The sequence below is a fragment of the Kineobactrum sediminis genome, from assembly GCF_002868715.1.
Taxonomy (GTDB): Bacteria; Pseudomonadota; Gammaproteobacteria; order Pseudomonadales; family Halieaceae; genus Kineobactrum; species Kineobactrum sediminis.
In genome coordinates this window covers 203,111-227,459 of sequence record NZ_PKLZ01000008.1, presented here as the reverse complement: position 1 = coordinate 227,459, position 24,349 = coordinate 203,111, and the positions used below count along the sequence as shown (strand labels likewise).

Annotated in this window: 25 protein-coding genes; 18 read left to right on the top strand and 7 right to left on the bottom strand. The window is 58.4% G+C overall.

What is annotated here, in order from left to right:
- Positions 1-51: 51 nt before the first annotated feature.
- From CWI75_RS10805 to CWI75_RS10795, 3 genes are all read right to left on the bottom strand, one after another.
- A complete protein-coding gene (locus CWI75_RS10805; RefSeq protein ID WP_101521512.1) occupies positions 52-2,103 on the bottom strand; it encodes a CocE/NonD family hydrolase in 2,052 nt (683 codons plus the stop codon).
- Positions 2,104-2,110: 7 nt separating this feature from the next.
- Positions 2,111-3,451: an ATP-grasp domain-containing protein gene (locus CWI75_RS10800; protein WP_101521511.1), complete on the bottom strand. Its 1,341-nt coding sequence runs from the start codon at positions 3,449-3,451 to the stop codon at positions 2,111-2,113.
- Positions 3,452-3,566: 115 nt separating this feature from the next.
- Positions 3,567-4,514, bottom strand: coding sequence for a bifunctional enoyl-CoA hydratase/phosphate acetyltransferase (locus tag CWI75_RS10795; RefSeq protein WP_101521510.1), 948 nt, complete (start codon positions 4,512-4,514; stop codon positions 3,567-3,569).
- 167 nt (positions 4,515-4,681) lie between these two features.
- On the opposite strand from CWI75_RS10795, the gene CWI75_RS10790 reads away from it, so the two are divergent.
- On the top strand, positions 4,682-5,089 hold the full coding sequence (locus tag CWI75_RS10790) for a secondary thiamine-phosphate synthase enzyme YjbQ (protein WP_101521509.1): 408 nt from the start codon (positions 4,682-4,684) through the stop codon (positions 5,087-5,089).
- Between the two features lie 74 nt (positions 5,090-5,163).
- On the opposite strand, the gene CWI75_RS10785 is transcribed toward CWI75_RS10790, so the two are convergent.
- Entirely contained in the window at positions 5,164-6,348 is a 1,185-nt protein-coding gene (locus tag CWI75_RS10785; protein ID WP_101521508.1) for a PrnB family protein, read from the bottom strand.
- Between the two features lie 127 nt (positions 6,349-6,475).
- Here CWI75_RS10785 and CWI75_RS10780 point away from each other — a divergent pair, with 127 nt between their 5' ends.
- Entirely contained in the window at positions 6,476-7,270 is a 795-nt protein-coding gene (locus CWI75_RS10780) for a glucosaminidase domain-containing protein (RefSeq protein ID WP_206604701.1), read from the top strand.
- A 3-nt stretch (positions 7,271-7,273) separates the two neighbouring features.
- Positions 7,274-8,335, top strand: coding sequence for a polysaccharide deacetylase family protein (locus CWI75_RS10775; RefSeq protein ID WP_101521507.1), 1,062 nt, complete (start codon positions 7,274-7,276; stop codon positions 8,333-8,335).
- A 38-nt stretch (positions 8,336-8,373) separates the two neighbouring features.
- Here CWI75_RS10775 and CWI75_RS10770 read toward each other — a convergent pair whose 3' ends face one another.
- Entirely contained in the window at positions 8,374-9,468 is a 1,095-nt protein-coding gene (locus tag CWI75_RS10770; protein WP_101521506.1) for an ABC transporter substrate-binding protein, read from the bottom strand.
- A 4-nt stretch (positions 9,469-9,472) separates the two neighbouring features.
- Positions 9,473-10,852, bottom strand: coding sequence for a hypothetical protein (locus CWI75_RS10765; protein WP_101521505.1), 1,380 nt, complete (start codon positions 10,850-10,852; stop codon positions 9,473-9,475).
- Between the two features lie 224 nt (positions 10,853-11,076).
- Between CWI75_RS10765 and CWI75_RS10760 the strand changes: the two genes are divergently transcribed.
- From CWI75_RS10760 to CWI75_RS10715, 10 genes are all read left to right on the top strand, one after another.
- Positions 11,077-11,514: a DUF2267 domain-containing protein gene (locus tag CWI75_RS10760; RefSeq protein WP_146003581.1), complete on the top strand. Its 438-nt coding sequence runs from the start codon at positions 11,077-11,079 to the stop codon at positions 11,512-11,514.
- Positions 11,515-11,561: 47 nt separating this feature from the next.
- Complete coding sequence (locus CWI75_RS10755) at positions 11,562-12,107, top strand: Dps family protein (protein ID WP_101521503.1); 546 nt, start codon at positions 11,562-11,564, stop codon at positions 12,105-12,107.
- Between the two features lie 355 nt (positions 12,108-12,462).
- Positions 12,463-13,725 (top strand): tyrosine-type recombinase/integrase, encoded by a 1,263-nt coding sequence (locus CWI75_RS10750; protein ID WP_101521502.1) that lies wholly within the window; start codon positions 12,463-12,465, stop codon positions 13,723-13,725.
- The gene (locus CWI75_RS10745; protein WP_101521501.1) at positions 13,722-14,237 is read left to right on the top strand and encodes a hypothetical protein; all 516 of its coding nucleotides are present in this window, start codon (positions 13,722-13,724) and stop codon (positions 14,235-14,237) included. The genes CWI75_RS10750 and CWI75_RS10745 overlap by 4 nt, the downstream gene beginning before the upstream one ends.
- A 105-nt stretch (positions 14,238-14,342) precedes the next feature.
- Entirely contained in the window at positions 14,343-14,549 is a 207-nt protein-coding gene (locus CWI75_RS18910) for a helix-turn-helix transcriptional regulator (RefSeq protein WP_101521500.1), read from the top strand.
- Between the two features lie 19 nt (positions 14,550-14,568).
- Positions 14,569-14,979, top strand: a complete 411-nt coding sequence (locus tag CWI75_RS10735; RefSeq protein WP_101521499.1) for a hypothetical protein — start codon at positions 14,569-14,571, stop codon at positions 14,977-14,979.
- Between the two features lie 2 nt (positions 14,980-14,981).
- Positions 14,982-15,740 carry a helix-turn-helix domain-containing protein gene (locus CWI75_RS10730; protein WP_101521498.1) on the top strand — a complete coding sequence of 253 codons (759 nt, stop codon included), beginning with the start codon at positions 14,982-14,984 and terminating at the stop codon, positions 15,738-15,740.
- Complete coding sequence (locus CWI75_RS10725; RefSeq protein ID WP_101521497.1) at positions 15,737-16,690, top strand: AAA family ATPase; 954 nt, start codon at positions 15,737-15,739, stop codon at positions 16,688-16,690. The genes CWI75_RS10730 and CWI75_RS10725 overlap by 4 nt, the downstream gene beginning before the upstream one ends.
- A gap of 194 nt (positions 16,691-16,884) precedes the next feature.
- A complete protein-coding gene (locus tag CWI75_RS18270) occupies positions 16,885-17,064 on the top strand; it encodes a hypothetical protein (RefSeq protein WP_146003580.1) in 180 nt (59 codons plus the stop codon).
- The gene (locus tag CWI75_RS10715) at positions 17,061-17,513 is read left to right on the top strand and encodes a hypothetical protein (protein WP_101521495.1); all 453 of its coding nucleotides are present in this window, start codon (positions 17,061-17,063) and stop codon (positions 17,511-17,513) included. Before CWI75_RS18270 ends, CWI75_RS10715 begins: the two co-directional genes overlap by 4 nt.
- On the opposite strand, the gene CWI75_RS18265 is transcribed toward CWI75_RS10715, so the two are convergent.
- On the bottom strand, positions 17,500-17,817 hold the full coding sequence (locus tag CWI75_RS18265; protein ID WP_146003579.1) for a hypothetical protein: 318 nt from the start codon (positions 17,815-17,817) through the stop codon (positions 17,500-17,502). The genes CWI75_RS10715 and CWI75_RS18265 overlap by 14 nt on opposite strands.
- A 32-nt stretch (positions 17,818-17,849) precedes the next feature.
- On the opposite strand from CWI75_RS18265, the gene CWI75_RS10705 reads away from it, so the two are divergent.
- From CWI75_RS10705 to CWI75_RS10685, 5 genes are all read left to right on the top strand, one after another.
- On the top strand, positions 17,850-18,161 hold the full coding sequence (locus CWI75_RS10705; RefSeq protein WP_101521493.1) for a hypothetical protein: 312 nt from the start codon (positions 17,850-17,852) through the stop codon (positions 18,159-18,161).
- Positions 18,158-18,448 (top strand): hypothetical protein, encoded by a 291-nt coding sequence (locus CWI75_RS10700; protein WP_101521492.1) that lies wholly within the window; start codon positions 18,158-18,160, stop codon positions 18,446-18,448. The genes CWI75_RS10705 and CWI75_RS10700 overlap by 4 nt, the downstream gene beginning before the upstream one ends.
- Before the next feature lie 74 nt (positions 18,449-18,522).
- A complete protein-coding gene (locus CWI75_RS10695) occupies positions 18,523-20,778 on the top strand; it encodes a hypothetical protein (RefSeq protein ID WP_101521491.1) in 2,256 nt (751 codons plus the stop codon).
- Entirely contained in the window at positions 20,775-21,956 is a 1,182-nt protein-coding gene (locus tag CWI75_RS10690) for a hypothetical protein (RefSeq protein ID WP_101521490.1), read from the top strand. The genes CWI75_RS10695 and CWI75_RS10690 overlap by 4 nt, the downstream gene beginning before the upstream one ends.
- Positions 21,956-24,349 (top strand): hypothetical protein, encoded by a 2,394-nt coding sequence (locus tag CWI75_RS10685; RefSeq protein ID WP_101521489.1) that lies wholly within the window; start codon positions 21,956-21,958, stop codon positions 24,347-24,349. Before CWI75_RS10690 ends, CWI75_RS10685 begins: the two co-directional genes overlap by 1 nt.

Sequence of the window (24,349 nt, the reverse complement as noted above, 5' to 3'; positions counted from 1 at the left end):
TAAAATTGCCCAATTGAAACAAGCGAGGTTCCTCGCCTGCGTGTAAACCTGTTATAGGAAATCCCGGGCAAAACTCAGGTTCCAGTTTTTGCAGAAAATGCGTTTATCATGCTCCCACGCGTCGAGCTCCGCCCACACATAAAAATACTGCCGGTCAGCAGTGAGCACGGTGCGGGTTGTGGTGCGTACGCACCAGTCTCTGCGCCGGAAAGTGCGCTCGGTACGGGTTTCGCCTTGCAGTGATTCAAAATCATCATCATGGCAGGTATACCAGTTCCAGGTACGCTTACCGACTTCGAGATCGATATCCTCCAGGTAGTGAACCCCTTCGTCCTGGATAACTTCCAGAGTGGAAATATCTTCAGCCAGATCACGATGAACCAGCCAGTTATGGTGCTCGGGTTCGATGAGGCGTGTGGCCGGCGGCGAGGTTGCCTCCGGTTCGGCAAAGTTGATTTCACTATCTGTTTCCCGAAACGGGCGTACCGGTAGCATCAACTCACTGCGCTGCGACCGGATAGTCAGTCTTACGGGTTCTGGCGGGCCCCAGCACAAAGGCCAGTAAGAGGTTGAAATGCTCAGCCGCAGTCGATGCCCCGCCGGAAAGCGCTGAGCGATGTTATTGAGCGAAACCCGGGCCTGGAAAAATGTGCCCGGCTCAAGTGAGGCGGCCTGTTCGTGATCATTGCGATGATTCAGGTTACACAGGCCATAAGTAACGCGGGTGGCTTTGCCATCGGGTGCCACATCGGATAGTCGCGCCGCTACCATGGCGACTGGTCTGTCGCTGGCCACCTCCAGCGTGACTACAACCTGGCCCATGATCTCCAGGTCGGTAGCAAGTGTCGCAGTCTCGAATACCAGTGCGCCGCCATCCTCCTCGCGCTGATCGTGTGGCAGGTCAGGTGCCGCGGTATAGGAGCACCATTTGCCGGCAAAAAGGCCAACGCTGAGGGGTGACTGGATTGCCAGCTCATCATCCTGGTCCCCGTGATTCAGCCGCTCGACACCGGGAGTGTCGCCAGCGACCACCGCATACAAGTCTGCCAGTGAATATACCTGTTCCCGGATCCGGGGGGAGGGCCAGCGGGTCTCGCCGACCCAGCGACCGGGCCTTTCATTATAAGCGGTTGTCGGTGGCACACTGTCCTGCATCCAGGCACGGATCATCGGCTCCCGCATGATGCCTGTGTCTCGCCCCTTCAACCAGTGATCCCACCAACGCAATTGTTCCTGCAGAAAACCGATAGCGGGCCCGGGCATGCCCAGGTGCGGATATTTGTGCCCCCATGGGCCGACCAGGCCCTGCCGGGGAACCTGCAGATGCTCCAGCAACCTGAAAACGGCATTGGTATAACCATCGGCCCAGCCGCCTACGGTCATGACCGGGCACTGGATGGCGCCATAATCTTCGCATACGGAGCCGTGTCGCCAGTAGTCGTCCCGGCGCTGGTGCTGTAACCACGGGTCCAGCCATAAACCGCTGTTTTCAAGCCGGTCCAGCCACATCTCACGCCATTGCTCGCCCACCAGTGCCGGATCCGGCGGGCAGCTGTTGATCGAAAACATGGTAGTGGACTCCGACAGGTTGTCGGTCAGCAGGCAACCGCCCATATAATGCATGTTGTCCAGGTAGAGATCGTCGGTGGAGCAGGCTGTAATGATAGCTTTCAGTGCCGGTGGTCGCCGGGCCGCAACCTGCAGCGCATTAAAGCCTCCCCAGGAAATCCCCACCATGCCGACCCCGCCATCACACCAGGGCTGGGCGGCAATCCATGCGACTGCCTGCACGCCATCGTCGAGCTCCTGTTCGCGGTACTGGTCTGCCAGAATACCATCGGATTCGCCACTGCCCCTGAGGTCAACCCGAACACAGGCATAGCCATGAGCTGCGAGGTAAGGGTGCATTCGGGCATCCCGCTCTCGGGTCATGTGGCGCTTGCTATAGGGTATATATTCCAGTATTGCCGGCACCGGCCGCGCGATTGCGTCCCGCGGGCGCCAGACGGTCGCCGCGAGACGCTGGCCATCAGCCAGCGGTATCCAGTTGTTTTCACAACATTCGACCTGGCAAGGCAGTGCGTCGGGTTTGATCTCGCGCATAAAAAGCTCAGCCAGCGGAGGTTGCGGTGGTAAAGTCGAAGGGCAGCATCTCGACCGCTTCCCTGTAGTTCTCCAGCATTTCGTCGCGGGTCTTGCCGGCGACGAATATTTCCGCCAGCACGTAGCTGTAGGCATCCTCATCCAGCATGGTCGACAGCTTCTGGTCCTGTTCTACCGTAATTTTAACCAGGGTGTCCGGTTGTCGCTTTTTGAGCCTGTCAAGATCTTCCTTGTCTGGTACCCGGGTCACGATCGCATCTTCGGTATCATAACGCCGCAGCAGGCACTTGGCCGCATGTCGATAGCGGCCCGCTCCCGGCTCAAAATGGGGCGCGACTCCCAGCGCAACATGCACGGCTATCTCGTGATTGGACATGCCATCGACCATCTTGAACTGGTAGGAATGGGACTGGGAAATCCGGGGATTGATTTCGATGATCCACAATTGGTCAGTGTCTTCGTCCCAGAAGAACTCCATGTTGAAGCAGCCATTGTCGAAGCCAACCTGGCGCAGTACTTTTTCCGCAATCCGGCAGGCGCGCTCCTGCACGTCGACAGGCACCAGTGAAGGATACTCATAACGGGCAAAACTCTTGTCATTCTCGCCCCGGATCATGTCGAAAGCGCCATGGGTATGAAACTGTCCATCCAGCATATATCCCTCCGGTGCAAATTCGCGTCCCCCAACCAGCTGCTCGGCGATAAGCCAGTTACCGTTGATTTTCTCGATTTCCCGAGGCAGATCTATACGTGATAGAAGGTCGTTGATGGGATCCCCGAGCCGGCGGATTTTTTGCTTCACGATATCCAGCGCCTGTTTCAGTTCCCCTGTGTTGTCAATGCGGAAACCGAGGGCAGAGCCGTAGGCCTTGATAGGCTTCAGCCAGAATGGAAAATCGATGCCCGGGCGGTCGACTGCCTCTTCGTCAAAGGGGTCGATGGCCGCAAAGTCGGGTGTGTTTTCAGGCGCAGCTTTTTCCTGTTCCAGGCGACTCCAGTATTTATGAGAACACTTCGTAATCGCCTCGAGTGACGGCGAGGGCAGCTTGAACTCCGCGCACAGAATCGCGGCGATTGAGGCGGCAGGGAAGTCCCAGTGGCAGATGATGCCATCGATACGTTCATGTTCCTGCAACACGCTGCGGGCACGATCAAGGATATCCTCAAGATCGTATTTTTTCAGGTGAATCAGTTCATTGCTTTGCAATAGCGGGTGGAATTCGAATTGTTCTGGGTCGGCTACCTGGTGGATATACTCACTGTGCTCCTCGTCGAAGCCGAGTACAAAAATGTTCTTATGTGCGGTTTTGTCAGCCTTGCTGACAACATCTTTCTGGTAAGTGTTCATAATACCCTCACTCCCTCATTGGAGATCGTAGCTTCCGTACTGTGCCGGCTAGCAATCAGGTGGTCGCTGGGGGATCGTGGATGATTCCCGACAACAGGCTTATCAGAAAGTATAGTTAAGGATTCGCGAAATCAGCAAATTGCGCCCCACGGCGGCAAACGATCAACGCCAGCGCGGCAGAGGCCTTGCGTGTATGCACCTCGCTGGCCCGGCTGGCCAGGATGACCGGAACCCGTGCCCCAAGCACGATGCCGGCGCCATCAATGCCTGACAGATAGCGCATCTGTTTGTACAGGATATTGCCCGCCTCAATGTCTGGCATGACCAGAATATCCGCGTCGCCCGCAACTTCAGAATGAATGCCCTTGGCCTGTGCAGCGGCTACCGAAATGGCATTGTCCATACCCAGGGGGCCATCGAGTATGCCGCCAGTGATCTGGCCGCGATCAGCCATTTTGCAGAGCGCAGCTGCATCAAGCGTACTCTGTATCTTTTCATCTACGTCCTCGGTGGCGGACAGTATGGCGACTTTGGGTGGCTTGCCTGTCAGAAGCCGGAAGCAATCGATCGCGTTCTGAACTATATCCTTTTTTTGCGCGAGGTTCGGGGCAATGTTAACTACTGCGTCAGTCAGGAATAGTGGCTTGTGATATTGCGGAGGATCCAGGGCAAATACGTGACTCATACGTCGCTCCGTGCGCAAGCCCGAGGTGCGGGACATAACGGGTAACAGCAATTCCCGGGTGTGGATTTTGCCCTTCATGATGGCCTCCACCCGGCCCTCGCGCACCAGCTCCACGGCTCTTTCAGCCGCAGCATGGCTGTGTTTGGTATCCACCAGCTCACAGTCGGCCAGCGACAGCCCGGCCTCTTTGGCTGCTTGCCTGATTTTTGCTTCAGGCCCCACCAAAACCGGAATGATGAGTTGCTGTGCCGCAGCTTCCAGCGCACCGCATATTGACAGTACGTCGACGGGATGTACGACCGCGGTAACCAGTGGTTTCATCTCTGCGGTAAGTGCAATCAGGTGTTTGTAATATCTCCCGGTTTCGTCATTCGTCATGCTCTGCTCCGCGCCATGAGGTTATTCTGCCAGAGGTAGTAGTCTAGACAACCTGGCGCTACCGGGGGTTACAAGAACTGTGACATTTGCGCCGCTGAAATTTGACGGATCTCTGGGGAGGCCATAATACTGGTAAACCAAAGTATCGTATGCCGGGAGGCGACCCGATGATCGAACAACTGCAGATAGATACCCACGGCCAGGGATTGGTGGCCTTTACCGGGCAGCTTGCGCGAGTCGTGCGTGAGAGCGAGCAGCGCGAAGGACTGTGTACAGTGTTCATTCGTCACACCTCCGCGAGCTTGCTGGTGCAGGAGAATCATGATGCGTCCGTGCGGCACGATCTGGAGCAATGGCTGGATCGGTTGGTGCCGGAGGATGACTCGCTGTACACCCATACACCGGAAGGGGCTGATGATATGCCGGGGCATATCAAGTGCGTATTGACCGCGACCAGTCTCGCGATCCCGATTATCGGGGGGGAGCTGGCATTGGGTATATGGCAGGGGGTGTTTCTCTGGGAACACCGACACCATCCGCAGCGCCGATCAGTGGTCGTTCATATCGGGGATTGAGATCGCGGTAAAAGCATGTGTGCAACCGCGCTCTATTGCGTCATCACCATGAACCACAGGTGATTGATCAGCATTCACGTTCCGTTTTCCAACATGTTGCGAAGGCGCTGGATGTCCGGGAAGCGTGAGGGGATATCCGTGCGGTCTGCTGCCGAGCGCAAATCGCACAACGTACGCAAGCCTTTCAATAATACCGGTAGCGGTGGCCCACTGGCGCTGAGGTCCTGCTGGTTCTCCAGACCCGCATCCCGGGCAGGTGCCACGATGAATTTCTCCACCAGCTGCTGGTGATGCTGTTGCGCCACCTGGCCGTGCATTTCGCAGACTTCCAGAAATGCAGCCACATTACGGCGGAACCATGGTGTCTGGCCGTGTGGCTGCAGCTCCTCCAGAAAACTGGCCAACAGGCTCTTGCGACGCATGCAGTCACGCAATACCAGTTGGTCTTCGGGACGCATGAACAAAAACTTGTCCACTAACAGCTGGGAGTAATAGGGGTCATCAGCGCGACACAGCCCCAGCAGCAGGTCAATGACATTGATGCCCGCGAAATCGCCCGCATTTGCGCCGCGGTATTCATGTAACCCTACGCGATGAGGCTTGTAATAAGGACGTATGCAATAGAAAAATCGCTCGGTATCCAGCGCCTGGAACAACTCGCGGTTGGAATCGAATACATCCTCCAGCGCCACTTTTGCGACCCGCAGCAAATCCAGACTGACCGGGTGCGAAATACCCAGCGGCAGGATGTGCAGCAATGCTTCGGCGGCACGAATATAAGCAAAAACACCCCGGGTGTTATAGTCCAGGAAAATACGTTCGTCAGGGAGACTGGTAAAACTCTTATAGACGCCGTTGATCGCGCGGTTATGGGTTTCCAGATGTGCGGAGGCAAAGCGGGGAATAGCCCCCAGCGAAGCGCCCAGCTGCATGGCCAGGGCCGATGCTTCAGTCAGCGGAGAACGGTGCTCGACGGCAGGATCAGTGATCCCATGGCGACGGCACGCGGCCATATAAAAACCGACGTTGCCCAGCAGGTCGAAGCCGTGATCAAATCCCTCGTCTGTATTGCCTTCCTGCAATAACTGAACGATATACTCGCGCCCCTCGTCGACCAGCTGTTGCTTGATATCGTCGCCAACTCCCGTGACCCGTTCGGGATGTTCGCCGCTGAAGTAGAGTTCCTCAAGCCGGGTATTCATATCGCGAAAGTCATCGCGTATCCAGGTATCAAAAGCCTGGGCGAGTGGGGTGCGCATAATGGCAGCGGTGCTCTTTCAGCTGGGACAAAGGCACCAATGGTAACAGCTTTTACTCCAGCTGCCGACTTGCATACTGGGGACACCGGTGCAACCATTGGAGCATGGAGAAGGAGGAATTTAATTGATGGAATGGATTAAGCACCGGCTTGGCCAGCATCAGCCGGGTCCCATAGGCGTTGCAATTATCGTTGGCTCGATCCTGTTGCTGTTACTGATGATCTGGGCATGGAATGCCAATCGTTCCCCGAACTTTGGTGAGCTGCCGGATCTGGCGGCCATCAAGGAAACCGAGGTGATGAAAGTCACGTTCTTTGATTACCTGGCCCCTGTTGTCGAATATCATAACGACCGCATTCGCGAGCAGCGGCAGCGGCTTCGCCTGCTGCACGAGCGTTTTGAGGCCGGTGACGCTCCCGGCTTTTTTGAACAGCGATGGCTCAGTGCGTTGGCGCAGGAATACGAGCTTCATTGGGATCCTGAACAGTCTTTGCAGATTACCCGGCAATTGCTGATGCGGGTAGATACGTTGCCGGTACCATTGGTGCTGGTGCAAGCGGTTAAAGAATCCGGTTGGGGCCGTTCGCGATTTGCGGTGGAAGGTAATAACCTGTTCGGGCAGTGGTGTTACGTTCCCGGTTGCGGAATTATTCCCCGGAATCGCGCGCCGGGCAAGATACACGAAGTACAGACTTTCGACAGTGTTTCGGAAGCGGTCCGCCGCTACATGAACAATCTCAACACCCACGAGAGTTATGCGCAACTGCGACGCATCCGGGCCGATTTGCGGGCCGAGGAAGAGCCGCTCACGGGGCTGGCGCTCGCCAATGGCCTACTGCGTTATTCGGAGCGCCGCGAGGCCTATGTTGCGGAAGTAAAATCGCTGATCCGTCAGTACCATCGCTACGCGCAGGAGGGCTGAAATATGAAGTGGTCGTCACGTCTGGCGCTGGTTTTAATGCTGGGTCCACTGGCAGCGGTGGCTGCAGATCACGGCACAATCCTGCTGTACCATCATGTCGGCACCGATACGCCGGCGAGCACCAGTATTACCCCGAATCAATTCCGGACACAACTGGACTACCTGCAGGAACATGGCTTCAGGGTGATGCCGCTGACAGCGATGCTGGACGCACTCTATGCGGGAGAGTCGTTGCCCGATAATGCGGTCGCGATCACCTTTGATGACGCCTATGAATCAGTCTATTCAAATGCGTATCCGGAACTTGCATCCCGCTCGATGCCCTTTACGGTCTTTGTCGCGACCGAACCGCTGGATAAAGGCTACGATGGGTTTATGCGCTGGCAGGATATGGCGGCCATGGATGCCGATCTCGCTGATTTTGGTGCGCACTCGGTTTCCCACAAGCATTTACTGGCACTTGACCCCAAGGAGCGCCCCAGGGCCTGGTTACGTCGTGCCAGAGATGAGATTGTCGACAGTGCGGCGCGCATCGTCGCCGAGCTGGGCCGGCCCGTGCGAACCTTCGCCTATCCTTTCGGGGAGTACGACACCAGACTGGCGGGCCTGGTGCGTGAACTGGATTTCTATGGCCTCGCCCAGCAATCGGGTGCCGTGGGTTCCGGCACAAACCCCCAGATTATCCCCCGGATACCGATCTCCCGCAGCCATGCCGATGATTTGCAACGGTTTGCCACCGCCATTAATGCCCGACCGCTGCCAGTTCGTGAAGAGGATCCGGGCAGGATTTTGATTCACGCGGATATCGCTGCCCCCGACAGCTTCGCCTTCGAGTTGGGAGAGGGGCCGTTCCGGCGCGGACAACTGGCCTGTTTCAGTGCCTCTGGTGCACCACTGGAGATCACCGCTGTTGATGCCGGGTATCGCGTGGCGTTACCGGAACTGACTCCGGGGCGCAACAAAATCAACTGCACCGCGCCTTCAACAGAGCGAAGTGGTGAGTACTTCTGGTATTCCCGCTTGTGGATACTGGCGGACGAGAAGGGCGTATGGCTGCGGCGCTGAGCCAGGCTCTGGCTTTTTGGGGGCCGTGACCAAAACCCCTAGCGCGGCAGGTACCTGGGCACCATGAAAGGGCGTGAAATCCAGCGGTCAAAACGCTGGTTCACGGCTTCGAGATTCTGCGCCCACCACTCGGCGTCCAGTTCAATCGCGGTGGTGAGGTTGTGCTCTTCGGTAGGTAGCATACGGCGCATGTCCGGTTCAACGTATTGCAGTGCGGATCGTCTTACCGGGCCATAGGGAATCAGATTAGCCTGCCGCGCCAGGCTGTGAGTGGAGGTCGCGAACTTGATAAAGTCCAGTGCCAGCTCGGTGTTACGCCCATTCTTGGGAATACCCCAGACATCGTAAATCCAGATCTGGTGATCCCAGAGTATCTCCAGTGGCTGGCCTCTCTCCACCGCTTCGTGGATTCGGCCACTGAAGATGGAGGACATCGTCACCTGTCCGGTCTCGAGCAGTCGTAGAGCATCCTCGCCGGTACGCCACCAGTCGATATAGGGTTTGATACGGGTAAGCACATCAAACGCACGATCAATACCTTCAGGCGTAGAGAGCACCTCGTAAACCTGCTCCCGTTCCACCCCGTCCGCAATCAGGGCCCATTCAAGATTGCCCTGTGGCGACTGCCGCAACCCTCGTCGGCCCGGAAAATCGGCCAGATTGAAAAAGTCCCTGACATGCTGGGGGGATTTGTCCAGCCGTTCGCTGTTGTAACTAACGACGGTTGAGCCGACGATATTACCCACACCGCAGGTGGTCAGGCTACCCTCGATAAAGTCCTCGCGCGCGGGCGTGCCGTCCGGTGCCGGTGGCAATTGGTCGGGATCGATCCGTTCCAGCAGGCCCTGCTCACACGCATGCATCGCATCGAACAATTCCAGGTCAACCACATCCCAGCGCACATTCCAGGCGCGCACCTGACGCCTTATTTCCTCAATGCCACCGCTGTACTGAAGAACATTGATTCTGACGCCGGTTTTCTCCTCATAGGGGCGAACAAATCCCAGGATCTGGCTTTTGACATAGGCACCGTCCCAGGAAACAACATTCAGAGACTCCTGGCCGCTGGCGGATGAGACGAGGAACGGGTATGCAAGAAGCAGCAGGAGTCGGCTCAGGAAGCGTTGAATCATGATTTCACCAATAGTATCCGATGTTGATATTAAAACGGCTGTGCCACTTATCCTCGCCACCACCGGCCATCGAGCCGTTGCCGAAAAAGGCCATGTTGTTGGCGAGGATCCAGTCGATATAGGTAAACAGGGGGCCACTACCGATGGCGCAGCCCAGGGTGTTGATTTGTGAATCGAGACTGCCGGAGCTGTCCTTGAACAGGCGGGAATAGTCGTTGTAGCAGGTGATCTGGTCTATTTCTTCCCAGGGCGAATCGAAATTATAGGCGAGATTGGCAATGGCAATATCGGCTTCGCTGGCAATATCATAGCTTGTCGCGAAGGCGCCCACCCGCACTGCCTCGTCGGTCACGCCGTTTGGGTTGACCGGATCATAGCGATAGCGCGTGGCCTGGAGTTGCAGGTTCCAGCGGCCACAGTGGCTGTCCAGGTGTGCCGCCGCGGCCCAGTGGTCGCCTCGGCGGTCGGTGAGGGTGTTGTACACTTCAGCAAGCTGCGCCGAGCCACCGAGTTCAACTTCACAGGCGGTGCCATGGCCAAAGGTATAATCCACGCGGCCGTTGAACTGGTTGACCTCTTCATTCTGCTGCTCGTCTACTCGTACCAGGTCAAACGAATAGCGGCCGGTGTCACTGGCGTCGTTGAGTTCCTCGTTTTTGTAGAAGGCAAGTTGCGTACCCCAGGGCCCGTCGCTGCGGATATATTTTACGCCCATATCGTAGTCGTCACCGAGGCCGACATAGTAGGGCACGCCGAACCAGACGTTGTGGGCGTCATAGGGTAACAAACCGAACGGCACCTGGCTGATGCCAAACTGTACCTGGCTGTCATCGTCGAACCGGTAGCCAACCCAGCCATGGTGAATGGTCTGCATGAACGAATAATAACGGTATTCCGCAGAGATCAGGATGTCGTCCAGCTCACCGTCAATATTGAGCCGGAACACATCCAGGCCGCTTTCGCCACGTTTGCCGGACGAGGAGTCGGCAAAATCCCGGTGTACAACGTTGAATCGCAGGGCCCCACCGATGCTGATTGGTGGGGCCGTGCGCTCGGCCGCCGCGATAGTGGTGGGCCGCTCTGCTCCGGGAATGGCCTGGCCAAGATCTTCTGTCGGCTGCATCGTTGTTTGCGCGGCGGCTCCGACCTCACCCCCTGGCGGAACCGGCTGCTCAACAATTTGGTAGGGCTCGGATGGTCTGCCGCGTTCAGACTCCAGTTCCAGCAACCTTTGTTCCAGAGCCTCAATCCGGCTCATAAGGGCTGAAACATTTTCGTGCGCCTGGGTGCTGGCCACTCCCATAAATGTGAGGGCAATGCCAACACGAACAACCAGTGATGTAAGGGTTCGCCGATCCTGACTGCGGTGTGCGGGTGCACTCATGGAGGTTGTCCTCGTTGGCAGTCTTCGGGTTCACACCCCCTGAACTCGTGCTGCATGTGGTGAGGTAGGGTTGCGGTCTGCTACAACCATTCTATAAATCTAGCAAAGCCGTGAGTCAACGTCCATTCACTTTCCGCCTATCCGCCGCGCTTCGCATCTTTTTTGCCAAACCTGGAGAGCTGGCCTAGACTCAGTTGAGTCAGGTGATTGGAGAGGCATACGATATGGTACAAGGTACCTTGAAGATTATTGAGCACTCCTCACAGGATGCCTACAAATGGCTCAGTGAAATTGCCGATGGACTCGACCGGCCACAGGATCTTGGTGCCGCCTGCCATGCACTGCGCGCAGTACTGCATACCCTGCGCGATACCCTGGTGCCCGATGAAGCCATGGATCTCGGTGCTCAGTTGCCGACACTGATTCGCGGGATTTATTACGAGGGTTACAAACTGACCGAGCGCCCCGTTGTCCACCGGCATGAGGCTGATTTTCTGCAGGCTATCGCCTCTTCACTGGAGCGTGGCAAAGCTCCCGAACTGGACTCAAGGTTGTGTGCCACCACGGTGTTCGCTACCCTTGCAGGGCACATTAGTGCCGGAGAAGCGGGTCAGGTACGCGATATGCTAAAGAAGGAAATACAGGAACTCTGGCCCGTTTAGTACTGTCCGAACAGTACCTCCCCCTGCAAAAGAAAGAAGGAGTAATTATGAATACAACCAACTTTACAGTTCCCGGAATGAGCGATAGCAACGCGAGCAAGACCATATCAATACTGGGTGAGCGCATGATCGCTTTGATCGATCTTGCGCTTACTTTGAAGCACATCCACTGGAATGTGGTCGGGCCAAATTTCATCGCCGTACACAAGATGCTTGATCCACAGGTTGACGCAGCCAGAGCCATGGTTGACGAGATTGCCGAACGGATCGCAACACTGGGCGGAGAGCCCGTTGGTACCCCAGCCGCTATAGTGGAGCGTCGTTCGTGGAATGATTATTCGCTGGGCAAGGCGTTGGTCAACGAGCACCTCGCCGCGCTTGATGTGGTCTACAACGGAGTTAACGAAGACTCACGCGAGGCTATCGCTCAATTGGGTAAACTGGATCCTGTTTCTGAGGATATGATGATAGGTTACCTGCGTGAGCTGGAGTTGGCCCAGTGGTTTGTCCGCGCTCATCTGGAATCCGCTGACGGCAAGCTTCCCACCAGCGGAGTTGATACCCTGAAGGGTGCAGCGAAGTCAGTAGACTGACAGTCGAGTCTGGGGTTGAGCCCCTGCGTCGTTGGATGTCTCTTTGTAAGGTGGCATCCACGACATCTGATGGTATACTCGCGGCCGCCTATTGGTACGATGGTGCCAATAGGCTGTGCACGATACCTCGGGGGTATAGCTCAGCTGGATAGAGCAACGGCCTTCTAATCTGATCAACCCCATTTTTACCATCCTCGCGCAGTTACTGGCCTCCGGCCTGAAAACCAGCAAAAACCCAGCAAATATGCGGCCTTTGGCCCATTTCCCTCTGTACACGCTTGGGCATAACTGTCTATAATTTCTCCCTATAGCTACGGTAAAGTGTCACCGAAAAGTGTCACCGGCAGGGCTCAGGATGGAACTCACGGACAGGTATCTCAGGGCGCTGCGCGTCGATTCTCGAATCCAAGTCAACGACGAAAGCCGGCGGCCTGACACCCGGAGGAAACGCCGCGGCCTGGTCCTCCGCGCGAACCCTGGCGGGGCCCGTACCTGGTATGTGCGCAAGAAGGTGGACGGTAAGCAGTTCATGCGCGCTATTGGCACCTACCCGGAGCTGTCACTCGCCCTGGCGCGCGAACTCCTCGACACCATAGACGATTACCCGGGCACTCCAGCGGAGGCCGTGGAGGTGCTGCTGGCTCCCGAGGATCCGCAGGGCTCCGGCCTCACGGTGAGGCGCCTGGTGAATCGCTACATCGAGCAGGAGTGCGAACCATTTAACCGGGATTGGCGGAACCAGGAGCGCACCCTAGAGAAAGAGCTGGTGACCGAGTACGGCGACCTGCCAGCCGAGGAGCTGACCGCGGAGCACGTCCTGGACATCGTGCAGGGCTGCCTTAACCGGGGCGCGCCCAGGGTGGCACAGGAGGCGCTCAAACAAATCAAGGGGCTCTATAACTGGGCGATGGGCCGCAAGCGCGTAAGGCGCCGCACGGTAGCCAAGGCGGACGCCAAAACCGCCATGCGCCGGACTGCCATTCTGGATATCACCCGCAACCCCGCAGAGGGCGTTATCGCGCCCACTTACACGGTCCGGAGTTTCCATCTGGAAGGCAAACCTCTGCTGGCCATGCCGGCCCTGATACGCGCCCAAGAGTCCAATCTCCGCGAGGACGTGAAAACCATCCTGCTGTTGCAGATGTACACTTTTTCCAGAGTGGGCGAGTGGTGCGGAGCCAGCTGGCAGGAAATCGACCTCCGCAAGAAGATCTGGACAGTCCCGGCGCGCCGATACAAAACAGGGCGCGACCACATCGTGACCCTGCCAAAGCAGGCTATCAAGATCCTGAAGGCCTGGCCGAAACAAGAGGGGCACTTATTCCCACTACCGCGCACGCCTCACTTGCCACTGACCAGCGACATTATCGGAAAAGAGCTCAACAAGCGGCGCAAGGTCATGCGCTTGCCCGAGGGTTTTTCCAGCCACGCGCTGCGCCATAGTGGTGCCACCTGGTTGGCTGCCAATCACTGCCCGCACGATGTCCGGGAGCGCCTGCTGGGCCACGTCATCGATCAAGCCGGCGACATGGCCCAGCGCTATCAGCACCATCAATTTCTTGATGAACGGCGGGAGTGGACCCAGCGATGGTGCGATTACCTGGAGGCGAAGCAGTGATAAATGAAAGTGGCGACACTATGCTTTCGGAGATGCGTGCCGGCGAAAGCCTGGTAATCAAAAAGCTCGGTAGCGGTGACGCCCTAAGCTGGCTGCAAGCCGCCTATCTTTACGACCATGGGGACGCTTCCATGGTAGCAATCATGATTGAACGTGATCACACCGGCATGCTGCTCGAGGACAATGTTAAGCGCTTTCTAGCCAGTGTAGTCACTGGAGCCCGTAGATGCGCTATACCGAAAGGCTACAAAGGCGAGCCCAAAGAAAGGCTTAGCGCCTTGCTACGAGTGCTTTATATTTCAGAGATTCTGGCAGTGTTGCAGTCTGTCAAGATTTGTCAAGAAATGGCCCAAGATTTTGGAGAGGAGCCAGCAGACTTAATCGCAACATGGGGGCAGATCAGGCACAGACTGCATGAACGAAATCGGGATCACATTGGCGTCGGGGAGACGGCACTAAAGAAGGATCTTGCTGAATTCCGGAAAAGAATTAAAAAATACCCTGATTTGTAGCCTCAAATATGGTGATTCACGCCGTTTTACCATACAGCACTTTTTCTCTTTCAATCCATTGAAGGGCATTATTTCTCCACGGCTAACAAGTTCACGTGGAGAACAATGATGCAAACACCAGCCAGAAAACCCGCGCATCCCGGAGACAGAATTCTCTGGGTCCCTGAAATCTGCGAGCTTACCGGCTCAAGCAACAAGACCGTATATGCCTGGTTCTCCCGGGGCGTGCTGCCATGCGTGAAGCTGGGCGGCCGCCGTGGCTGTTGGCGCTCCGACCTTGAGGAAATCACACAGCCGCAGACTGCAGCATAAAAATACCGGGACTTGCTCGATGAGAATCGCTACGAATCCCACGACTGCGCAACAGGATGCACAGCGCCCTGCTGGCGGTCACCGCAGTTTTGCTGATGGTAGCCTGCCACTTTCGGCTGAGGCCATACAGAGCGAGATCCGTCGCGTTCGTCGTCAGGCGGACGATCAGCTTCACCAAAGTATGCTGGGTAAACAAAAACTGTTTGATGAATTTGCGCTGAACGAGTGCGCTGATCTGCGTAAGTTGGGACACCTCATCCCTGCCGACATCCTGCAGGCTGAAGCCGAGGCTCTTGCCCGGATGAATGATGCCGCCGTTATTGATCTGTGCCGGGCGATCAGGTCGGCGGGCGAGCGTCTCGCGACGTCACATCAGTCGAGGTTTCGGGCGGCACTGGTGCGCCTCAGCTCGACTCAGCCAGGGGGGTAAGGGTGAGTCTCGAAGCCATGAAATGGGCCAAAAAAGTGATGGTCGGCAAGAGCACGGCTAAGGCTGTATTGATCGCGCTAGCAGATATCCATCACGCGGAAAACAACAGTTGTTACGCCTCCGAGGCCAACCTTGTTGAGTTCACCGAACAGAACTGGAAGACAATTAAAAAGGGGATCCAGTACCTGGTGGAAGTGGGCATCATCACACCGAAAACGCGGACCGGTCAGGCGCCAAATTACCGTCTCCACATTGGAGAAACCCCCTCCAAAATTGGAGGAGGTAAAGCGGGCAATTGTGGCAACCTTCGGCAGGGAACTCCCTCCAAATTTGGAGGAGGTAAGGAGACCGGGACCCCCTCCAAATTTTCCGGGACCCCCCTCCAAATTTTCCCCGAGCCTCCTCCAAATTTGGAGGACAAACAGGTAAACAGGTTAAACGAGTCCGACAAACTCTCCGGTGAAGATATGCGATTGGCGCGATGGATGCTCGACCGGGTTCTACTGATCGCCCCCAAGACCAAGACGCCCAACCTGGACAAGTGGGCCAACACTATCCGCCTGATGCGTGAGCGTGACGGACGCGAGCACCGCGAGATCGAATCGCTGTTCAAGTTCGCCAACGAGCACAGATTTTGGGCGGCCAATATTCGTAGCCCGGAAAAGCTTCGGGACCAGTTCGCCACATTGGATGCCCAGCAGCGTCAGGCCGCCAACGGCCCCAATCAACCCAGCGAGCAGCGCCGGAGACTTGCAATATGAATAACGTGCGAGATGTCGATTTTTCTAACATCCGCGTGGCCGAGATTCTGGCCGAAGCCGAGGCGCAAGACATTGACTGGCTGCCCGCGCATCGAGATCGAATCCTGGAGCGCGCAGCGAACCCCAGGGCCATGACCGGGTTCTGCCTTCCCTGGCCGAAAACCCACGACAAGCTCAGGCTGCGCTCTGGCGAGTTGTCTTTGTGGGGCGGGCCCAACGCCCACAACAAGACCACTATGGTGTCGCAGGTCGGGCTGCACATTGCGAAATCAGCAAAAGTCGGCTTCGCATCGCTGGAGATGGAGCTAGAGGACACCAGCGTGCTCCTGGCCTCGCTGGCAGCCGGGACACCAAATCCTGCCAGGCAGTGGGTTAACGATTTTATTACCTGGTCGGGCAATCGAATTTCTATCTACGACCGGCTGGACTCAGTGAAACCAGAGGTCGCCCTTGCCTGCGTGTATCACATGGCCGCCAACCTTGGGTGCGAATTCATCGTGCTGGATTCGATGATGATGTGCTCTGTTTGCGATGATTACGAGCGGGAACGGAAATTTATCAGCTCCCTGGCCGCCATCGCCAAGCTGCAAAAAACACACATAGCTCTTGTCCACCACATGCGGAAACCGCAGGGGCGGGACGAGTCCTACGTACCCAACAAGTTCGATTTTCTCGGCTCCTCGCACATCACTAACCTGGCTATGACGGTGTTCATTTGCTGGCACGACAAGGCCAAGGCCGAGGAACGTGAAATGTCCCTGTTGTCGGGCGAACAAATTGATGATGAGAGGCCAGACCAGCTCCTGATCGTCGCCAAGCAGCGACACGGAAAGTTTGAGGGCCGGATTAACCTCTGGCAGCACGAATCTCGTCAATTCACTAGCAACAGCGCCCGCCGAGCCCAACACATCGACATTCACAGCGATCTTAATCTGGAGGCCGCAAGTTGAATTTACAGCTAGTCACCATCAACGGCAGGCCAGTCGACAGTTTATCGCCTGGCGAATTACTCCTGCTCACGCTCAAGAACCGGCCATATGCCGATTTAACGGACCGGGAGAAACTGGAGGTACGCAGGTTAGTGGAAGGCCAACACACATTAAAACAACTTAGGAGGTTCGGCGACATGATGGAGCTAGCGCATTTGAGATTTGGTCAACTGGTGGTCCGGGACTGGCCGCCAATCAGCGGTTGGTATGTCACAGACTGTGACTGCGGTGTCGGTGTGGAGCTTGTTACCCGCGAGGAGCTGGTGGAGGGCACGGTGGACCGGTGCGAATACTGCCAGGACGCGGACGATAACGGAGGCAATAGCGGCGGATGACGGTCAAAAAAGAGCGCAACCCGGACGGAACATTCCGGTCCGGCAACGTGGTCTGCAAGGGGTCACGTAAGCGGGTCCCGAAATCCCTGCTGAAGTCGGCCGTGACTGATCAGGACTTCCGGGACCTGCTCACGGCTGGGCTCAAGAAGGCCAAGGGCGGTGATGATTCCTGGGCGCAGTGGCTGCTATCCCGCCGTATTCCTGCAGTGCGTGCGATCGCTCCACCGGTGCAGGTGGATCTGGACCTGACCAACCTGGACACGGCGCTTCGCTCCATCCTGCAGTCCGTGGCAGACGGTGAGCTTTCATCTGACCAGGGGCGAGACCTGATCAGCGCGGTGCAGGGGGTAGCGGTCGCTGTCAAGATCGAAGAGCTGCAGGAGCGGATGGAGGAAATCACCAGGCAACTGAACGAGAGGGCAGGCCATGCGAGACTTACGGCGGTTTGAAAAGCAAATACAACGGCTTCAGGCGGAAGTCGGGCCCAAGGACGTGCCGATCAGCTTCAATCAGCTGAGCGAAACGGATGCGAAGGCCGTCAGAATTCTGGCTCGTGTAAGCCGAGATCTGCACGGCCACCCGGCGATTCTCCGGCCATCGTTCCGAGGCGATGAGGCAGCAATGAATGCTATTTCTCGCAAGGCTGTTGCGCTGGCGGTTAAATACCAGGCATTGCCATTTTCGGAGAAGCCAGGGATTGACGAGGAGTTCCATTGCTACCTGCTGGAACACCACGCGCAGCACGTCGACCATGAAGCGTACGCGCGGAACAGGGGGCAGTAGCAGTGAAACCCGATCAATCGCCCATCATTGAAGAAATCGACGGCTTCCGGGTTTGGGCCTACTTCGAAATGAAGATTGACGGCAAGCCGCAGCTGTTCGCGTGGACCCTGTCGGACATTCTGCTGGCTGGCCCCATCAAGTCCACCGAGCGCGGTTTCTGGCGCGCCGGCACCTGGTTTGCATCCATGCTGGAGATCGAGGAGGGGCTGGAGGAGGAGCGCGGATTCCTCGGGCCAGCGCAGGGGCGGGTTCTGAAGCTGGCAGATCACTTGTTTATGCACGGCGACAGCGTGGAGCTGGAGGCGATACATTGAATTGCTACCGCTACGCATTCGCGGTCGAAGAGATCAAGGCGGCGGACCTGTCGCCGGATGCTCGAGCGGTAGCACTGGGCGGCCTGAATGAATCGCAACTCAAGACCGGGCGCCGCCACCTGCTGGTGGCTCAGTACATCGAGCAGGCACTGGCAGAGGGCCGCACCCTGGCCTACGCCATCGAAACAGCGGCCACGCTGTACTGCTTCCGTGATACGCGGTGGCCTGAGCGCATCTGGCAAAGGCACGTGCAGCGCAAGCGCGCGGTGCTGGTCAGCACGGCCTAAAACCCTATGAAACCGACCGTGCACAAGCCGCGCGAACATTGGCAGTATCGTTGTGATCAGGAGGGCGTGCACACATGAAGCTGCCAGGAATAAATTACCGCCAAGTACAGGGCCCGAATAGCTCGATCAGCCCCAGTGTCGCAGCCCTTGAATTTCAGTCGAAACAGCAGGTAAATCAAAGCCTGCAGGAGTTCGGCACCACGCTGGCCGACATGGCCACGACTCGCCAGTCGGTGGGCGCAAGCCAAAAGTTCACCGATGATTTAACCGGCTTCATGCAGCAGCACCTATCCCGGCCGCAGTACACGGCAGACGAAGTGCGGGAGCTCGGCCTGGATACTCGCATCGACCTGGCTGGCAAGGAGGGCGCGGATACTGTCCCGGCGTGGGAAGTGCAGCCGCATTTGCTGGAGCGGACGCTCCGGGACTCCATTCATTCGCACTCCGCTGTTATTGCTGATCGGTCCGTCCGAGCTGAATGGACCGCGCGCGCTGAGGGGCAAGCCTCGAAGTTACTTCAATCCGCGGTGCAGATCGCCAGCCGTGAGCGCGTCCGCTATGACCTCAACCTGGGGCAACAGCAGATCGGCCAGGCGCAGGAATCTGGCCTGTTTGACCAGGCGGTGGATTTGATTGACACCCTGCCGGTGTCGGATGATTACCGACAGCTGATGCGCGCGGACAATGCCCAGCTGCGAGAGCTGCACCGGGTGAACCTGCTGGCCGACAGTGACAGCTACCAGTCCATACAGACCGAGCTGGAAAAACTCCGCGAAGGTGAAACCAGTCTCAACCCTGCGAACGCGACCAAGGCAGAGAGCTCGCTACAGCAGGGCTACAAGCGTGCCCGGGGTCAGGCGCTGGAACAGGAGATCGCGCCCTTTTACAGGGCCATGCGCACCGAGGATACTGCGGAACTGGATGCCAATATTGAGGCGCTGCAGTCCGAAAAGTACAGCGGTAAATTGGATGACCACGAGCGATACACCTGGATCAACACTCTGGAGCGCGCCCGCAGCGACATAGCCCGGGCCAACAATACGCGGGATAAGGTCGCGGAATGGCAAGTTAAGCGTAACCTGTCAAAGCTGAACAGCGGCATGACGGCTGGACATTTCCCGGGCCCGTTGCAGCTGGCCGAGATGGGGGAGACCGCCGCGGCCCTGGTGCAGGGTGAAGCTACCCCGGACGGACTGCGCACCGAGGCAGCCGACTACCTGGAAAACCTGCGGTACATGGGCGAGCTGCAGCAGGCGCAGCGCAAAAGCCCCACCGAACAACAGGAACGCATCAACGAACTGCAGGACCTGAACTTGCCACCGGATCAGGAGGGCGACCGGGTAACCCTGCTGCGCAAGCTGGAGCAGGTGCGGGACCAGACTGCCAGCGCTATTCAAAGTGACAGCATGGCCTTTGCCCAGCGCACTGGCCAGGTGCAGAACGTCCTGCCGACACCGCAGGCCCCCGAGTTTTTCGAGATCCTCAAGGAACGCGACGCGGCGGACCTTTCGATTCAGCAGGCCTATGGCAACAGCACTGGCCTGATGAGTTCAATCGAGGCCGATGCCATGCAGGGCTGGCTGATGACCGCGGACATGAAACAGATTACTGACCTGTCCGTCATGGTAGGCACTGCCATGGGAGACCGCGCGCCACTGTTTTGGGAGCAACTGGTCAAGTCTGGCGCGGGTGTCCTGGCGGTGGCCGGCTCACTGGACCATCACACCGCGGGGCGAGTCCTCGCGGGGCGTGACGTGCGCCAGGAGGAGATTTACACACCAGCCCAGCTGAAGGGCTTGCGCTCCGATGCCATGGACGTGATGGGCGGAGCCTACGGCCTGAACACGACAGAACGCCGGGCCCGGGCGGAGGCAGCAGTAAATTTTGTGATCGCCACCGAGATAATGGGCGGGGAAACATCGATTGATGACGCCGTGGAGGCGGTAACCGGTGGCCTGATCCAGTTCAACGGGCAGACCCTGAACGCACCCGAGCCGGGAACGGACAGCACTGATGTTCGGAATTGGGTACGCGGCCTGACTTCGGAAGACTTGCCATTCATCCGCCAGGGCAGCCGGGAGGACATCCTGGAGCAGCTGCAGGATGGTGGTATCAACCTCATTCCCGCGGGCGTGGGGCGCTTTGAACTGCAACGGGTGGACACCGGCACACTGCTTACCACTGGCGATGGCCGCACACCGGCAACGCTGTCATGGCCGGGGCTCGATGCAGTGCAAGAGCGCTGGCGCAAGGGCCCGCTGGGCTACCACGAGGCCATGAGCCAGGGTTATATGCCACCGAACTATAGGGCAGGGCAGGTGCTGCAATGAGCTTCCGCGAGAATCAAGCGGCCATCAACCGGCGCCGCGACCTGATGACGGACCAGACGGATGATCCGCTGGAGCTGGGCTTCGGTGCCTCGGTATCAACCGCCTTTGAGCAATTCCGCGCCGAGGACGTGACCAACTCCGAATCCCGGGCGGTGGAGCGTTTCCAAGGTATCCGCAACCGGTCCATCGATAGCATGGTAGAGGCCGGAGAGATCCCCGCCGAGGTAGTGGACGAGCACACCCGGGCGGTGGGCATGAACCAGATTAACGGCATGACGCAAACCGAACTGGACTACCACGGCCTTGCAGCCTGGGCGAACGAGAACACCGGCGCCGAGTTCGAAGCCGACGACGCGGAAATGATCCGGACCATGCGCTGGGAACGCAACCAACGACAGCGGGCCCTGGCCAACGGGAACATGGCTGGGGAACTGATCGGCACCATGGGAGCCGCACTCACTGATCCGGTACTGCTGGGCGCTACGCTGGTTACGCTTCCCTTCGGTCCCGGCTCTCTGCCTGCTACGGGCGTCCTGCGCTCTGTGGTGGCACGCGCTGCGCTGGTCGAGGGCATGGTGGGGGTGGCCACTGAGATCCCCATCCAGGAGGCGGTGGAGGATTTCAAGTATCGGATTGATTCGCCGTTTACCTTCGAGGACAAGGTGCGCAACATTCTCACGGCAGGCGCAGCCAGCGCGGCCTTGGGCGGAACCGTACAACTCGCTGCGCTGGGCGCACATCGTTACCTGTTGAACCGGAGGCCGGAGCAGTTCCTGGAGGACAGCGCCGCGGCTCCAAGCAACCCCGACACGGTGCGGCTCGCGGAGGAGCTGGACCAGCTGCGCGACGTACCCGATGCGCCTGACAGCGTAGGGGGCCACCTGGACCGCCTGCTGGAGGCTGAGCAGCGTCTGAACCACCCCGAAGCGCCCGAGTACACACCGCAGGCGCGGGAGGCGGAGCAGCCGCAGGTAACCGCAGACGGCCTGCAGGACGATCTGGCGCCGCTGTGGGAGCCCGAGGACCCGCGGGAGTGGGATCTGGAAATCGAGACCGAGGCCGGGGAGGTGCGCACCTTGCGTGACCTGGACGAGCAGTACCAGGCAGAACTGCGGGGAGAGGAGGAGCAGCTGGACGCGCTGGTGTCCTGCACCCTGTTGCCGCGAGGTGTTCTCTGATGGCCAAGCAGACCCGCGAGGAGTGCATCCGCCAGGCATCGTCAAACTTTACGCCGGAGCAACGCCGGCGCATGTGGGGCACCGACCGGCTGGACGATCTGACCGATGAACAGATCACCAGCGGGGTGCGTCACCAGAAGATACTGCGCCGCGATGCGAAGACCGGGAGAATTCTGGAGGACTACCGACTGGCCCGGGTGCGTCGATACGTGCACGACTACCAGCAGAAGAATGGCGTATCCGACAAGAACCGCCGCAAGGCAATTGAGAACGTGCTGGTGCGCAGCCTCGACGATAACGCCGGCCGGGTGTCGATTGAGGCAAATGCCCAGGGGATCACGGCTATCTACCAGTCCCGTATTGCACAGGCTGCCGAGGCCATGAAACCGGACCGGCTGGGTTGGCGTAAGCAGGTAGAGTTGCTGGACGATCTCGCGGAGGAGCTCCACAAGCCGAAATCCACCGGCAATGCGCGGGCGTCACAGTTCGCCAAAGCGGTGGCCGATGTGCTGGAGGATCTGCGCCTGCGCTTCAATCGGGCCGGGGGCGAGATCAAACAGCTGGAAGGCTGGGCGCTTCCCCACACCAGTGACTCGACCAAGATGGCGCGGGCAGGTGTCGAGCAGTATGTGGAAACCACGCTGCCGCTGCTGGACCGTAACCGCATGCGCACCCCGTACGGGCGCCCCATGGACGAGAAGGAGCTTCGGGAGTCGCTGCGGGCGATCTACAGCAACACGGTGGGGGAAACCCTGGCAGAGGAAGGGCAGGGCCCGCAGGCGATCGCCAACCGCTACCAGGAGCACCGGCAGCTGCACTTTCGCAACGGCAAGGAATACCGGGAGTATGCGGACAAGTTCGGGGACACGAATTATTACAAGGTCATTACTGACCACATCGAGCGCCTGTCGCGGGAAATCGCGCTTATCGAGACCCTGGGCCCGAATCCCGCCAAGGCGTTTGAGCGCATGACCGCGGGACTGGATAAAGCCTTCCTGGTCAACCATGAGGCGATATTCAAGAACCTGGCCGGACTCAATCGCCCGGACAAAGGTCTCCTGATGAACTTCAACGCGGGACTGCGCCCGGCCCTGTCCGCCGCCCAGCTGGGGAGTGCGACGATTTCATCATTTAGCGACATTGGCACGGCCTCGGTGGCTGCAGCATTCAACGGGCTGGGCTGGTCCCGGATGCTCCGGCGCTTGGGCAGCCTGACCGGGGAGGAATCCCGGGTGTTCGCTGCGCGCCTGGGTGGTTCCATTGACTACGCGCTGGACAACGTGGGCATAGCGGTGCGCTTCGATGATACGGCCGGGGCAGACTGGTCGCAGCGTCTGGCGGACACGGTATTCCGCGCTTCGGGCCTGAACGCCTTTACCAACCTTATGCGCCGTGCGCATTTTATCGAAATGGCATACACCCTAGCCAGCCACCGCGGCAAATCACTGGACGCGGTGGAGCCACGTTTCCGCAAGATGCTGGAATCCTACGGGATCGACGGCCTGGAATGGGACCTGATCCGCAAGGCCAAAATGCGGCAGCGCAACGGCGAGCAGTTCCTGGACGTCACCAGCATTCAGGACGAGGGCGTGCAAACCAAGCTGATGGGCATTATCCATCAGGAGCGGGACCTGGCCGTTCTGATGCCGGACACCCGGACCCGGGCGCTGATGAACCAGGGGCAGGAGCAGGGCACAGTGCTGGGGGAGGGCCTGCGCGCCTTCGGCCAGTACAAGTCATACAGCGTGATGATGGTTATGAACAACCTGCACCGTTACCTGTCCAGCAAGCGACTGAACACGGTAGACCGGGTGGGCTATATCTCCTCTCTGGTGGTCTCGACCACGTTGCTGGGCGCGCTGTCGCTGCAGCTGAAAGAAGTCGCCAAGGGCCGCGACCCGCGCAACATGCGGGATACTGACTTCTTCAAGGCGGCACTGCTGCAGGGTGGCGGCCTGGGAATCATGGGCGACTTCTTTTTCTCCGATTCCAACCGCTACGGCCAGCCGGGCCTGGTGACTGCCCTGGGGCCTACCGGTGGCTTTGCGTATGACATCTACCGCACCGGCCGGGACATGATCGAGGACGAGAACCTGAATGCTAGCCGGATGCTGCGCTACACGCCGGGGCAGTCCCTCTGGTACGGGCGTCTGATCTTTGATCGCAACGTTATTGACCAGTTCCAGCGGCTGGCAGATCCCGACTACATGACCAATAAGCGGGCCCAGGTGCGCCGCCGCAAGACACAGCAGGGGCAGGACTACTTCTGGCCACCGGCCCGGAGCTTCCCATCAACACCGGAGAGGGCGCCCGATGCGGCGGCCGCAACCGAGACACCACCCCAGCGCGGTAATACCAGCTGGATTAATAACCTCACCATTGGAGGATCTTGA

Bases quoted from the DNA above. Each gene is read 5' to 3' on its own strand.
- CWI75_RS10805 (WP_101521512.1), bottom strand. From the start codon at position 2,103: ATGCGCGAGATCAAACCCGACGCACTGCCTTGCCAGGTCGAATGTTGT.
- CWI75_RS10800 (WP_101521511.1), bottom strand. From the start codon at position 3,451: ATGAACACTTACCAGAAAGATGTTGTCAGCAAGGCTGACAAAACCGCA.
- CWI75_RS10795 (WP_101521510.1), bottom strand. From the start codon at position 4,514: ATGACGAATGACGAAACCGGGAGATATTACAAACACCTGATTGCACTT.
- CWI75_RS10790 (WP_101521509.1), top strand. From the start codon at position 4,682: ATGATCGAACAACTGCAGATAGATACCCACGGCCAGGGATTGGTGGCC.
- CWI75_RS10785 (WP_101521508.1), bottom strand. From the start codon at position 6,348: ATGCGCACCCCACTCGCCCAGGCTTTTGATACCTGGATACGCGATGAC.
- CWI75_RS10780 (WP_206604701.1), top strand. From the start codon at position 6,476: ATGGAATGGATTAAGCACCGGCTTGGCCAGCATCAGCCGGGTCCCATA.
- CWI75_RS10775 (WP_101521507.1), top strand. From the start codon at position 7,274: ATGAAGTGGTCGTCACGTCTGGCGCTGGTTTTAATGCTGGGTCCACTG.
- CWI75_RS10770 (WP_101521506.1), bottom strand. From the start codon at position 9,468: ATGATTCAACGCTTCCTGAGCCGACTCCTGCTGCTTCTTGCATACCCG.
- CWI75_RS10765 (WP_101521505.1), bottom strand. From the start codon at position 10,852: ATGAGTGCACCCGCACACCGCAGTCAGGATCGGCGAACCCTTACATCA.
- CWI75_RS10760 (WP_146003581.1), top strand. From the start codon at position 11,077: ATGGTACAAGGTACCTTGAAGATTATTGAGCACTCCTCACAGGATGCC.
- CWI75_RS10755 (WP_101521503.1), top strand. From the start codon at position 11,562: ATGAATACAACCAACTTTACAGTTCCCGGAATGAGCGATAGCAACGCG.
- CWI75_RS10750 (WP_101521502.1), top strand. From the start codon at position 12,463: ATGGAACTCACGGACAGGTATCTCAGGGCGCTGCGCGTCGATTCTCGA.
- CWI75_RS18910 (WP_101521500.1), top strand. From the start codon at position 14,343: ATGATGCAAACACCAGCCAGAAAACCCGCGCATCCCGGAGACAGAATT.
- CWI75_RS10735 (WP_101521499.1), top strand. From the start codon at position 14,569: ATGAGAATCGCTACGAATCCCACGACTGCGCAACAGGATGCACAGCGC.
- CWI75_RS10725 (WP_101521497.1), top strand. From the start codon at position 15,737: ATGAATAACGTGCGAGATGTCGATTTTTCTAACATCCGCGTGGCCGAG.
- CWI75_RS10715 (WP_101521495.1), top strand. From the start codon at position 17,061: ATGACGGTCAAAAAAGAGCGCAACCCGGACGGAACATTCCGGTCCGGC.
- CWI75_RS18265 (WP_146003579.1), bottom strand. From the start codon at position 17,817: ATGGTCGACGTGCTGCGCGTGGTGTTCCAGCAGGTAGCAATGGAACTC.
- CWI75_RS10695 (WP_101521491.1), top strand. From the start codon at position 18,523: ATGAAGCTGCCAGGAATAAATTACCGCCAAGTACAGGGCCCGAATAGC.
- CWI75_RS10690 (WP_101521490.1), top strand. From the start codon at position 20,775: ATGAGCTTCCGCGAGAATCAAGCGGCCATCAACCGGCGCCGCGACCTG.
- CWI75_RS10685 (WP_101521489.1), top strand. From the start codon at position 21,956: ATGGCCAAGCAGACCCGCGAGGAGTGCATCCGCCAGGCATCGTCAAAC.